This window comes from Rhodohalobacter sp. (genome assembly GCF_041686455.1).
GTDB lineage: Bacteria > Bacteroidota > Rhodothermia > Balneolales > Balneolaceae > Rhodohalobacter.
In genome coordinates this window covers 22862-34722 of the sequence record NZ_JAWLDW010000014.1, presented here as the reverse complement: position 1 = coordinate 34722, position 11861 = coordinate 22862, and the positions used below count along the sequence as shown (strand labels likewise).

Annotated in this window: 11 protein-coding genes; 3 read left to right on the top strand and 8 right to left on the bottom strand. The window is 41.8% G+C overall.

Translation table 11 applies throughout. The features are described from left to right. Positions 1-394: 394 nt before the first annotated feature. The 8 genes from ACESM0_RS03405 to ACESM0_RS03370 form a co-directional block, all read right to left on the bottom strand. Positions 395-550, bottom strand: coding sequence for a hypothetical protein (locus tag ACESM0_RS03405; protein ID WP_372903655.1), 156 nt, complete (start codon positions 548-550; stop codon positions 395-397). Beyond that, the gene (locus ACESM0_RS03400) at positions 547-723 is read right to left on the bottom strand and encodes a hypothetical protein (RefSeq protein WP_372903653.1); all 177 of its coding nucleotides are present in this window, start codon (positions 721-723) and stop codon (positions 547-549) included. The genes ACESM0_RS03405 and ACESM0_RS03400 overlap by 4 nt, the downstream gene beginning before the upstream one ends. Positions 724-803: 80 nt before the next feature. Beyond that, entirely contained in the window at positions 804-1625 is an 822-nt protein-coding gene (locus ACESM0_RS03395; RefSeq protein ID WP_372903651.1) for an aldo/keto reductase, read from the bottom strand. A gap of 149 nt (positions 1626-1774) precedes the next feature. Beyond that, a complete protein-coding gene (locus ACESM0_RS03390; protein WP_372903649.1) occupies positions 1775-4264 on the bottom strand; it encodes a T9SS type A sorting domain-containing protein in 2490 nt (829 codons plus the stop codon). A gap of 81 nt (positions 4265-4345) precedes the next feature. After that, complete coding sequence (locus ACESM0_RS03385) at positions 4346-5245, bottom strand: tetratricopeptide repeat protein (RefSeq protein ID WP_372903647.1); 900 nt, start codon at positions 5243-5245, stop codon at positions 4346-4348. Between the two features lie 199 nt (positions 5246-5444). Beyond that, complete coding sequence (locus tag ACESM0_RS03380; protein ID WP_372903645.1) at positions 5445-6761, bottom strand: dicarboxylate/amino acid:cation symporter; 1317 nt, start codon at positions 6759-6761, stop codon at positions 5445-5447. Further along, entirely contained in the window at positions 6758-7609 is an 852-nt protein-coding gene (locus ACESM0_RS03375) for a DUF92 domain-containing protein (protein ID WP_372903643.1), read from the bottom strand. Before ACESM0_RS03375 ends, ACESM0_RS03380 begins: the two co-directional genes overlap by 4 nt. Before the next feature lie 5 nt (positions 7610-7614). Continuing rightward, positions 7615-7869: a hypothetical protein gene (locus ACESM0_RS03370; RefSeq protein WP_372903641.1), complete on the bottom strand. Its 255-nt coding sequence runs from the start codon at positions 7867-7869 to the stop codon at positions 7615-7617. Between the two features lie 193 nt (positions 7870-8062). Between ACESM0_RS03370 and ACESM0_RS03365 the strand changes: the two genes are divergently transcribed. Genes ACESM0_RS03365 through ACESM0_RS03355 form a run of 3 tightly spaced genes read left to right on the top strand, consistent with a single transcriptional unit; the run spans position 8063 to position 11843 of the window. Then, the gene (locus tag ACESM0_RS03365; RefSeq protein ID WP_372903639.1) at positions 8063-8671 is read left to right on the top strand and encodes a Maf family protein; all 609 of its coding nucleotides are present in this window, start codon (positions 8063-8065) and stop codon (positions 8669-8671) included. Next, the gene (locus ACESM0_RS03360) at positions 8671-10569 is read left to right on the top strand and encodes a tetratricopeptide repeat protein (RefSeq protein ID WP_372903637.1); all 1899 of its coding nucleotides are present in this window, start codon (positions 8671-8673) and stop codon (positions 10567-10569) included. Before ACESM0_RS03365 ends, ACESM0_RS03360 begins: the two co-directional genes overlap by 1 nt. Positions 10570-10601: 32 nt before the next feature. Continuing rightward, entirely contained in the window at positions 10602-11843 is a 1242-nt protein-coding gene (locus ACESM0_RS03355) for an asparagine synthetase B (RefSeq protein WP_372903635.1), read from the top strand. The last annotated feature ends 18 nt before the right edge of the window (positions 11844-11861 follow it).

The window sequence follows — 11861 nt, the reverse complement described above, 5'->3', positions numbered from 1 at the left end:
GCTATATTCTTGTCGCTCTTTCAGAGCTGTGAATCACTCACTTTGATATAGTTGATTGTATTACATTGATTCTCCCTGATGATAAATCCCGTGCAACGGGTCGCCTGACTCGTTGTTAAAGAATCTGAAAATCAAATATGGTATTTCTGCTCAGGTGAGGTACCGCCTAATCTCAGCTTAGCCAACGTGAGTTCGATATAAAAGAAATGAAAAGGCGTTGAAAAAATCCCATCCTTTTTCAAGGAGGGGATTAATGGTGGTTGAAACAAAATCGGTTCAGCTTTGAAGTATGAAATCTTCAAAGCTACCTCCCCCAAATCCTTTATATACCCCGATGTTTCGCGGTCAGGCACCAGGGGAGAATTATGTTCAAGGTTCTTATACCGGACTTAGGTTACTTATCAACAATTTTTGGCTCATCTGATCGGTCTCGCCGGTAATCACCGGGATGATCTTCCATCTCTTTAAACTCTTTAAATGTATAGATCAGACCGATCACAAAAAGTATAACCACGATAATTCCTGAAGAAAAAATAAACGGAATATTCATGATCGGCCTCTATATTTTAGGATTTTAAAATAGGCACCAAAACCAAGAATGGATGGCACCCAAATACCTACAAACAGGCCGGCGTCCTGATTTCCCCAGAACCATAAAAATATGGAGAGAATCATAGACACCAGGGCAGCTGCCAATATGAAATAGTCGGATCGTTTAAGCATGTAAAATCTTATTTATTTGTTGATAAATCTCAACTTTAGAAAAGATTTTATCCCTGCTATCGTTCCCTGAACCTGATAAGCTATTTGTTCCAGTCCGGTGCGAATGAAGGATTCACTAACCGGTGATTTTTTTCAAGATCATCGATGGCCTGAAAGTGCTCATCTTCCAATTCGAAGTCGAAGATGTCAATATTATTTTCCAGATGTTCCCTGGACGACGCTTTTGGAATGGCAATAACATTCTCTTGCTCAATAAGCCATCTCAGGGCCACTTGAGCAGGAGATTTGCCGTATTCATCCCCTATTTCCCGAAGCGTTTCATTTTCCATTACTTTGCCTTGCGCAAGCGGACTGTAGGCCGTAATAAGAAAATCATTATCATAAGAGTAATCCAATAGATCAAACTGCTCTAAAAACGGGTGAAACTCTACCTGATTGGTAAAGATTGGGATCCTGAGATCTTCAAGTACTTCCTTTGTCATTCCCAATGGAAAATTACAGACGCCTATATTCATTGCTTTTCCCTGATCGCGAAGCACGAGCATCGCTTCCAGTGTTTTTTCCAATGAATACTGTTCATTAGGCCAGTGAATAAGAAGGAGATCTACATAGTGAGAATCCAAATTTGTCAGACTCTCTTCTACGGTTTGAAGGACATCATCGTGGGCGAGATTTGTGTGCCAAATCTTGGTCGTAAGAAAAATGTCTTCTCTCGGCACATTGGAGTATTGAATTGCATCACCGATCTCTTTTTCATTTTTATACATCTGAGCAGTATCGATATGACGATATCCAATACTTAAAGCATCGGTCACAACCTTTTTACACTCTTTACCAAATAGTTTGTAAGTACCCAAGCCAATTTCAGGCACTTCAACGCCCTGAGCTGTTTTAAACTGCATGAATAGTTTTGCTGTTATTTATTTTATTGTAATTAATGTATTAAGTATTAGTAAGATATTCTTGTTGGTACGGAAATGCCAATGTAGAGTTGCTATAGGTTGCAAAGGAAAAATGTAAAGGAAATTGAACTGTCGTTTTCAAAAGACCTCTACTTAATCAATGTAATTTTTCTTGTAAAAATTCGACTCCCCACCTCTAGCTGGACAATATAAACACCACTCGGCATTTCAGAAGCATTCCATGAGATGGCATGCTCTCCGGCTCCAAGGCTCTCATCTGAAAGCAAGGCCACTTGCTGCCCAACAATATTATATACCCCTATTCTCACAGGCTGCTGCTCAGGCAGATAAAAAACAATATTGGTGGATGGATTAAATGGATTTGGGTAGTTCTGACGCAATTCTACACTACCGGGCTTCTCTTCTTCTTCATTCATGCCAATAGCAGATTCAAACGGCTTCATCGTTACCGTAAATCGCTCTTCATCGGCCGGATCGAATGGCACAATAGTTCCGGGTTCAACCACTTTCTCTTTGAGCCCATTATCAGATACATTTAACCTGAATTCGTATTCGGTCTGCTCTTTCATGTCAATTTCTCGTCCGGTCTGATTATCCTTCAGTGTCAAAATCCACTCATCCGGGATATCATTAAGCTCCGACCAGTCCAGCACTGCCTGATATGTTCGGTCTGTTGATGTAACTCCTAAACCAAATTCATATTCCTGATCCAGTTCATACTGAAAATGTACAAAGCTATTTGCTCTGTTTGCACCCGCTACAGATGATAAATGAAGCATGTTAAGATCATCTCGAACACGCTCATCTGACGAAATCGGTAGAAGTTTAGGCAGGTCGTATCTCTTGTCAGACTGTCCGCGTTCCTCTCTTAAGAAGCCGACGATGCTTTGATCCAATTCCTGTTTAGATCCATCTCGAGTAATCTCAAATAATCTGAATGATATCATTCGATCCAAACGGGCACCTTGCTGAACAGTTCCGGTTTCTGGTGATCTTTCAGATGGCAGTTCAGCAGATTCATGGACAATCAACGGAGTCCATCTGCTCACCATATCTTCATCATTGTACAACAGCTGGAAACGCTGATTTGAACTGTTCCAATAAAGATAGGCCAGTGAAGTTTTATTACCCTTTTCATCGGTCAGATTGTTCATGGTAAACTGTTGATCTCCAGAGGCTGTAAATACTTTCGATGCACTGCCTGAAATTGGAAATCCTTCCTTTATACCGGTTTGAGCCGTCTGGTTTGAATAAATTTTTCTTTCACTTTCACTTTCAAAAAAGACAAATAATGGTTCATCAACTTCAAAATCAGTCGATAGATTTTCGTCTCTTTTAAGTGATTGAATTTTCTGTAGATTTAAACGACTCAGCCGCATATCCAGCAATCCGGGAGGTGCAATAAAATGCCAACCGGGTACTTTAATTTCTTTGGAATACAGTTTCAAGGTATTCCCATCCCTTCCGGGTGTAGCAGAAACAGACCCTGTAAACGAAGTATTGGAAGGGCTGAAATGCTGCAGACTGGAATATCCGTCAATGGCATTAGCTATTCGATCAAGTTCTAAAGAACGATCCTCATCCCCTCTTTCAAAGGTGGCTTTGGCTAACTCTTTTTCGCCAAGATGCAGTTCAATATATCCGGCATTGCCAGAGAGTAGTGATCTGCTATATCGATAGACTTGATTCGTGCTCCATTCCTGTGGTGATTCTCCGGATACCATCACGGCGAAACTGTGTGGTTCTACTTGAAACTCTGAACGAATCGTGTGTGATCCGGTCTGAGTATGAACCTCCAATCCTTTCAAACTTTTCGCCTTTTCAGTTGGATTATATATCTCGATAAACTCAAATGCTTCACCGCGAACTATTGTAGATGGCAAAATTTCAGAAACAATCAAATCTCCCCGATCGATGGAATCTGGTGTGAAAATATCCGGGAAAAATCCTATCTGCTGAAATGCTACAGGAATATCTTCAGCTTCTGCAGATGTTGATATCAATACCCATTCAAACTCAATATGATCTTCCCGATTCAGTAAGATTCCGTCTAATGAAGTCTGAATTGAAAAAGAACTCCACTCCTCTTCACCGCCGTCCCCGCGCAACATTGAACTATTTACTAAAGCTCCGGGAACATCCGCCCAGGATTTATTCTCGATTTTGTACCGAAGCTGTAGTGAGTAGTCTCGAATTTCTGTTGTTGACGGGAAGAGCATGTCAAATACGATCTGCATACCATCAAACTGAGACGAAGTTCTGTTTTCAAGATTTAGATGGAAGAGGCGATTTGAAGGTGAATTTTCCGGCTTTAAACCACCCATTGCAAAACCATCGTTTCCGCTTTGTAGATAGAAGAATCCGGATTGATCGGAACGATCGTCCCATTCTGTAATCGACACCGCTTCTTGATCAGTGTTGTAGAAGCCGGTTAGATCCTCCGGTGTAAGCTGTAAAAATTGGGTTTGGATAAGGGAACCCGTAGCGTTGAAAACAATCTCAAGCCCTTTATCATCCTCCATTACGACCTGTGCCTGAGAAGCCGGTACAAAGAGCATAAAAAAGACCAAAAATGAAAACAGAACTGTAAAAATTCCCTTCTGTAGCGGTTTTCCCATAGACGGTTCAGTGATTAACAATTTCTTTACTATACTATTTAACAAAAATAGGAATTAAAACAGAAAAATTTGCACCCTATTCTAATAATTTTGTGTTAAATCTGTGAGTTGCTCTGCTTTTTCTTTGCTTTTCTTAATTAAAGTGGACAATCGCTGGTGATTACTCTTGGCAATCTCTGCAAATAATTCTCTCGCTTGATCTTTATTGCCGATCTTTTCTAAAATTTCAGCCTTTTTAAATTTAAAAATTATGTTTTTAGGCAGACGCTCTGTCAGTTCTTCCGCATAACTCAGTGCTTCTTCATATCTCTCCTCTTTATTATACAGGTACATCAGGAGCATTATAGCATCATTGCTTACATAACTGTCACTTTCCGCAGCGATTTTAAGCTCTTCAAATCCCTGCTCTATATCTCCTTTCAGTCCGGCTATATTTGTAGCCCACTTCAATTCAGAAGGAACACTTCCCAGCATATAATAAAACATTCCTCTGCCAATCCTGGCATCAGGCCGGTCTGTATCCAGTGAAAGAAGCTTGCGGGTATAGCTGAATCCGGTCATCCCGCTTCGGATTGCAACCCGGTAATTACTCTCACCTGCAGCAACCAAACTTCTGTAGCCATGCAGACCACTCAAAAGAAGCACCATGGTTGTATCATCTGGCGAGCTGTCCAATTTTTGTTCACTGAGATTAACAGCTTTTTCTGATCGATTTAGAAATTCATCTGCCAGTTCTTCATTCTGTTCAATAAAGAAATATTCCCAAAATGGCATCATGGAAGAGAAGAAATGCGGCTGAGGATCTTTCTCGTCTTCTTCCATCAACTCCTGAAACAGATTTTCTGCTACTTCCCACTCCGTATTATAAAAAGCCTCGATACCCTCCTGCAGCTTCTCATCGTAAGTCGCAGACGTGTCTGGCTGTGAAGTAATCAAAGAAAGCGATGCAAAAATTGTTACAAATAGTACCATGGGAATCATTCAGTTAATAACCACATATGTTGATTTCAATTCTTAACATATTGTTCCCAGTTACATGCAATTTATTGTTAGTTTTTTCTGTATAACACAATTTTATGCAATCCTGGAGCAATACATAATCAGACCCTAAAATGCTTTGTAACGATTGATTATTGTCTGTCAATTGTAAAAACTTCCAGATGACATAGCTTATAATTTATCAGGGTTTAATCTCTTCCTCATCAAAGTGAAGTGAACCCAGTTTACCTTCCGTGTGTGCTACCGCTACCGAAACAGCTGCATCACCCGTCACATTAACAGCCGTTCGAACCATATCCAGAATACGGTCAACCCCCAGAATCAGTGCAATTCCCTCTATCGGTACCTGTATGGTTTGAAGGACAATCACCAGCATAATAATTCCGGCACCCGGAACTCCTGCAGCACCGATCGATGCAAGCGTTGCAGTAAGTACAATGGTAAGCTGCTGTGCAATTGATAAATCCATCCCCAAAGCCTGGGCGATAAATACAGCCGCAACTGCCTGGTAGAGACTGGTTCCGTCCATGTTGATTGTTGCGCCTACCGGCAGCACAAAACTGGAAACCTCCTCATCAACTCCAAGATTCTTCTCAACACGCTCCATAGTAACCGGAAGCGTTGCTGCACTCGAACTGGTACTGAAACCCAGAAGCACTGCAGGCTGTATTGCCTTGAAGAAGTCTCTTAACTTCATCTTGCTGAATATTTTAAACAAACTCGAATAAACAATCATTACATGTAGGAACAAACCGATTACCACTGCCAATGTATACCAGCCAAGTGCACTCAGCAGAGTAAGAGCCTGGCTTAAATCGTCTCCTGCCAGATCTACAATCACAACTGCCATGAGTGCAAATACACCGTATGGGGCTGTCTTCATTATCAGATCCACGATCTTGATGATCACGTCATTCAGAGACTCGAAGACGTTAATCAACACCTGTCCTTTTTGGACTGGAATATTCACAATCCCGATTCCTATCAATATTGCAATAAAAACAACCTGCAGCATGTTTGAGTTATCGGAAGCAGCCTCGAAAAAGTTTTCCGGAACAATATCAACAAAGAAATCTAACGGGCTGCGGTCCAGAAGCTCCTGTGCGGCTTCATCACGCCCCTCCACTGATCCCCCATAACTTTCCATTAAGCTTGTCCTGGTTTCTTCAGGGAGCGCTTTTCCGGGCTGCATAACATTTACAATGCCCAGGCCGATTGTAATGGCAAGCGTAGTAGTTACCAAATAAATGCCAATCGTCTTTCCTCCCATTCTGGAAAGCTGCGACATATCGTTGAGATTGGATACACCAACCACAAGTGAAGCAAGTACAAGCGGTACTGCAATCAATTTCAGAAGAGTAATAAAAATATCACCGAAAGGCCGGATGTAGTCACTGGTGAACTCGTTTAACCCGACCAAGCTCGAGAACAGTCCCCAGATAAGTCCTAGAACCATACCGATGATAATTTGCCAGTGCAGTTTTTTGTACCACTTCATAGAGTCACTATTTTAATCGTTATTATTGTAATTAAACCACCAATCCCAGTGGCCGTCCAATTTACTAAACAGTTTTTTAACATGGCATCCCGTCCAACTATTCTATCCGATTTGAAGAGTTGAATATTTTGAGTTTGAAATATTGCGCCCATATACGAATCAGCAACAGATCCCAAAAAACCGGCAATTGCTACAACAACGGCCTCATTAAAATCGTAGGGTTCGGGCATAATCAGCAGCAGGGATGCGACCGCAATACTTCCCGCAGCTGAAGCCAATGTTCCTGTGATGCTGATACCCCCATCTGTTCCCGGTTCAACTTTTTTGAATGTCGTTATGAGCCGTGTTCTCCCTTTTTTTCTGGATCCCAACTCTGTTGCCCAAGTATCTGCAGTAGCGGTCGCAATAGCTCCATAAACGGCAATCAAAAAGAAATCCATATCAAATTGAAACCAGGCCAGGCAAAATACAGCAACCCAAAATCCGTTGCCCCATACCTGGTAACCGTTTCTTCTGCTATTGTGATACGGGTCGTCTGATCTGAGAGGAACAGATCCATTAACAATTCCATCCAATCGCTTATTCCGGGTAATCAGACTGCTGCTTAAAAAAAAGAAAATTAAAGCTATTGCGGGCCAAATTCCGCCAAAACCGAATGTTATGGTTCCCAAAATAATGGCTGCTTTTGTGGCGTCGAGGGTGATCCAGTTAAAGAAAAAAGCCAGATAAGCAGTCATTAACGACAGGCCCAAACCGGTGAGAATCAGCAAATGATCATTCAGTTTTCCCTCTAATACAAAAAGGAAAATGGCGATGATCCAGAATAGATAGTTTATGAGCCTGTCCAAAATGGTTACGAAGTTGATTTAGTTGATGACTCATCGAGCTTGTGGTCGCGCTTGAGAATCGCATAAATCACTACAATGTAACCGGACAATATTACAAGGGGGGAAATATAAAGGGAAATAATACCATCCACCTCGTTTTCCAGCCTCATTGCAGTAAAACCAACTACAATCAACAGTACTCCCAACCCGAGCAACTTATAGTTTAAGGGTGTGAAAAGCATCGGTTTGGTATCTTTTTTATTTCGCCGTCTTCCAGACATACTGACAATTTGTTTAGTGATCGTTTTTTCGAATACTCCGGAACTTAATGTAAGTAAACACTTATTCTATATTTTATATGATTCCGAAAATATCAGAAATCTAAAAGGAATACTTTCAATAAGCTCAATCGATGTTTAAGTTATTCAAATATCGGAAACCTGAAAAATGTTCTTTCACAGAGATTTATAAAACATGAAAATCGTATTGGCATCCGCCAGTCCCAGACGTGCTCAGTTATTAAAACAGATCAATTTAGAATTTACGGTATCCCCTTCCGACATTGAAGAGGTTATGGACGAAAATTTATCTCCCGAACGGCTGGTTGAGTCCCTGGCTCAGCAAAAAGGAGAATCCGTACTTTCTATGCATCCCGACTCTTTTATTATTGCGGCTGATACCATTGTTACCATCAAGGGTAGGTATTTAGGCAAACCAATAGACGAAAATGATGCCGAAGCGATGCTTCAAAATCTCAGTACCCAAACCCATGAAGTATACAGCGGTGTGTATCTTGCATTGACAAACGAAAAGGGAATAAAGGTAAGCAGCTATACTTTCTCAGAAGAGACGAAAGTAACCTTTGGAGCGTTAGAGAGATCAGAAATCCGGAAATATGTAGAAACGGGGAGTCCGATGGATAAAGCCGGCTCCTATGGAATACAAGATGATTTTGGCGCCGTGTTTGTCAAAAAAATTGAAGGTGACTATAATAATGTTGTCGGATTTCCCCTGTACGCTTTCTATCAACAGATTAAACTTCATTTTCCAAAAATTTTCAGTCAACTGTTTAATCACTCCTGATGTTTAAAAAAGGAATCCCTCTCTTACTGTTCATCTCATTTATACTGGCTGATCTGTCCTTTTCTCAAAGCAGGGATTTTCAAACTGCAAACCGGCTGATGCAGCAACAGAACTATGAACAGGCCATTCCGATATTGAGTGATCTTCACGATCAAAATCCATCTTCATTCGTCTTTTTTGACCGGTTAATTGATGCATTGATCCAAACCAGTGAGCTGGATCGGGCCGAAGATATTGTCCGAAAGCAAATTGATCGCGGATATGTACCCCTTCAGGCCAAAGGAATACTTGGAGAGATACTGCATTTAAAAAGCCATCAGGATGAAGCACTGGAAGTTTGGCAAAATGCACTCGATAGCTCTAACGGTAACATACAGGCCCATTACATCATCGCGTCATCCATGAACAACCGGCGGGAATATGATGAGGCGATTCGTACTTACAGGGAAGCGCGTGATCTGCATAACAATCAAAATCTATTTCTGAATGAGCTGGCCAACACATACATGCAGGCCGGAAGGTTTGATGAATCTGTAAATGAATACTTTCAGTTAATTCTGGAATCTCCTCGACAAATGGCCATTGTTCAACAACGTTTTTTTCAGATGAGAGATCAGCAGCTCTACGACATCGCTTCGTTTGAACTTGAAGATTTAATGCTCGATCTGTCAACATCACACGAAGCCTACTCTTCACTCTACCAGCTTCTCTCCTGGCTGCTGCTGGAAACGGAACAATATGAACGAGCCTACAATTTTGCCCGCTATTATGAAGAGGAGACATCTCATACGGTCTACTCTCTCTTTTCTATGGGTAACCGTTTTCTTTCAGCAAAACAATTTCAGTACGCTGAAAATGCATATGAATTCTACAAAGAGAGCACGAATTTAAGTACCCGATATCGCTCATATGATGAGCTTAGCAATACCTATTTGCAGTGGGCCAATTATGCCGAGCAGAATAATTTAACTCCGGCCGATTCTGTCCGTACGCTTTATCAGAAGTCATATAACAACGCTGAAGAACTGATTGAACAGAACGCCGAATATGAACAGGCCGACAGAGTAATCTCCAGACTGGTTGAACTCTCTTTAGATGTTTTTAAAAGCCGCGACAATGCAGGCCGTTGGTTTCAAAAATTGCAGGAGAATTCCGGCTCCGATGATCCATATACTTTATACACCGAAGGCCGGATTGCAATTTTTGATCAAAACTTTAGCCGGGCGCGGCAGCATTTAGCAAGAGCGGATCGTGCAACCGACCAATCCAACCTTTCCGAAAAAGTACGCTACTTCTCCGCGCTGTCCGACTTTTTTGCCGGTGACTCCGATTTTGCTGAAATCCAGCTTCAATCTCTTGAAAGGCGTAAAGACTCTTACTACGCCAATGATGCCGTACAACTTCGCATGTGGATTCAAAACGGTATGAGAGCCGACACCACCGGTTCTTTTCTAAATACTCTTGGCGATGGTATATATGAGTTACATACAGGTAATTATGAAAATGCTTTGGAGCAAATTTCGCCACTACTCATGAATCCACAGTCTGTACTTACTGATGATTTAACGGTTGAACTATCTTCCGCGTTACCTGAAAATTTCAGCGCTCTCAAGCTTCATTTAATAAATGAACAGATTGATTCTAATTCCGGATCTCCACTACTTGAACGACTGATGTGGGACCGTGCACTTCTTGTTGAACAAATTTTAAAAGGTAGAATTACGGTAAACCAAGATCGCACACCGGAACAGGAGTTTTTCGATTTTGATGTTCAGATGGAATTCACCCGGGCGGATGCAGAAGAGTTTTTTGAAGAGTTAATTCTATCATTCCCCGACGGATTTTACGCATCATTTGCACGTGAAAAATTGCAACAATTTCAAACCGAGTATTTGTAATGAAGTATTTATGTATCCCACTTATCATATCAATGTTTATCGGACTCAGTTCCGTGGAATCTACGGCTCAGAACCGTGTACTGATTCCAATGGATGGATCACAAACCAACCATCTGAAGGCCTATGGAATTATTTTTAATCATCTGAATGAGGGGGAAACCGGTCAGTGGCTGCTCAACTACAGGGGTGGAAGTTTCCTTACAACAGAAAGTCATGATATTGTAAGAAAGAGCCGGATCAGAAACGTAAATATTGAAATTATACCGGAGTCTCAGGCATCACAAATCATCGGCGAAGTGGAAAATCCGGGTGTAAATATGGCAGCTATAAATCTTGAGGCTGCTCCAAATATTGCTGTCTACACCCCGCCAGGTTCTCTTCCATGGGATGACGCCGTAACACTGGTCCTCGACTATGCTGAAATTCCATATGACACAGTCTATGACCGGGAAGTACTCTCCGGTGAATTAAGTGAATACGATTGGCTACACCTTCATCACGAAGATTTCACAGGCCAGTTTGGAAAATTCTGGAGCATGTATCGAAATGCGCCGTGGTACATCAATCAGGTGCAGGAAAAACAGACCCTGGCTGAGGAGCTGGGCTATGAAAAAGTGAGTCAACTTAAACTCGACATTGTTCATAACATACGTGAATTTGTAGGTAATGGCGGGTTTATGTTTGCCATGTGTTCGGCCACCGATACGTTTGATATCGCACTGGCTGCAGAAGGGCTGGATATTATCCCGACAGAAATAGATGGAGATCCCACTACGCCGGATGTAAACAACCGGCTCAATTTCGATCAAACATTCACTTTCGAAAATTTCAGTGCCATTACGGATCCTAACGAATATGAGCACTCCACGATAGATATTGAGGTAGATTTGAACAGAATCAGCGAAAGCCTCGACTACTTTACACTGTTTGATTTCTCAGCAAAATGGGACCCGGTACCCACAATGCTAACTCAAAATCATGTAAACAGTATCCGCGGATTTTACGGACAGGCAACCGCGTTTCAAAGGGATAAGATTAAAAGCAGTTCCGTGATACTTGCTGAGTCGCCCGGACGCGATCAAGTGAAGTACGTTCATGGAAATTATGGTACCGGAACATTTACGTTTTATGGCGGTCACGATCCGGAAGACTACACACATCGCGTTGGCGATCCACCCACAGATCTGAATTTGCATACAAACAGTCCCGGATACCGGCTGATCCTGAATAACATCCTCTTCCCCGCTGCTGAGAAGAAAAAGAAGCAGACGTGATGCAGGCCGCAGGTTTCA

Excerpts from the sequence above, each read along its gene's own strand:
- ACESM0_RS03355 (WP_372903635.1), top strand. The coding sequence starts at position 10,602 with ATGTTTATCGGACTCAGTTCCGTGGAATCTACGGCTCAGAACCGTGTA.
- ACESM0_RS03400 (WP_372903653.1), bottom strand. The coding sequence starts at position 723 with ATGCTTAAACGATCCGACTATTTCATATTGGCAGCTGCCCTGGTGTCT.
- ACESM0_RS03405 (WP_372903655.1), bottom strand. The coding sequence starts at position 550 with ATGAATATTCCGTTTATTTTTTCTTCAGGAATTATCGTGGTTATACTT.
- ACESM0_RS03360 (WP_372903637.1), top strand. The coding sequence starts at position 8,671 with ATGTTTAAAAAAGGAATCCCTCTCTTACTGTTCATCTCATTTATACTG.
- ACESM0_RS03385 (WP_372903647.1), bottom strand. The coding sequence starts at position 5,245 with ATGATTCCCATGGTACTATTTGTAACAATTTTTGCATCGCTTTCTTTG.
- ACESM0_RS03395 (WP_372903651.1), bottom strand. The coding sequence starts at position 1,625 with ATGCAGTTTAAAACAGCTCAGGGCGTTGAAGTGCCTGAAATTGGCTTG.
- ACESM0_RS03370 (WP_372903641.1), bottom strand. The coding sequence starts at position 7,869 with ATGTCTGGAAGACGGCGAAATAAAAAAGATACCAAACCGATGCTTTTC.
- ACESM0_RS03380 (WP_372903645.1), bottom strand. The coding sequence starts at position 6,761 with ATGAAGTGGTACAAAAAACTGCACTGGCAAATTATCATCGGTATGGTT.
- ACESM0_RS03365 (WP_372903639.1), top strand. The coding sequence starts at position 8,063 with ATGAAAATCGTATTGGCATCCGCCAGTCCCAGACGTGCTCAGTTATTA.
- ACESM0_RS03390 (WP_372903649.1), bottom strand. The coding sequence starts at position 4,264 with ATGGGAAAACCGCTACAGAAGGGAATTTTTACAGTTCTGTTTTCATTT.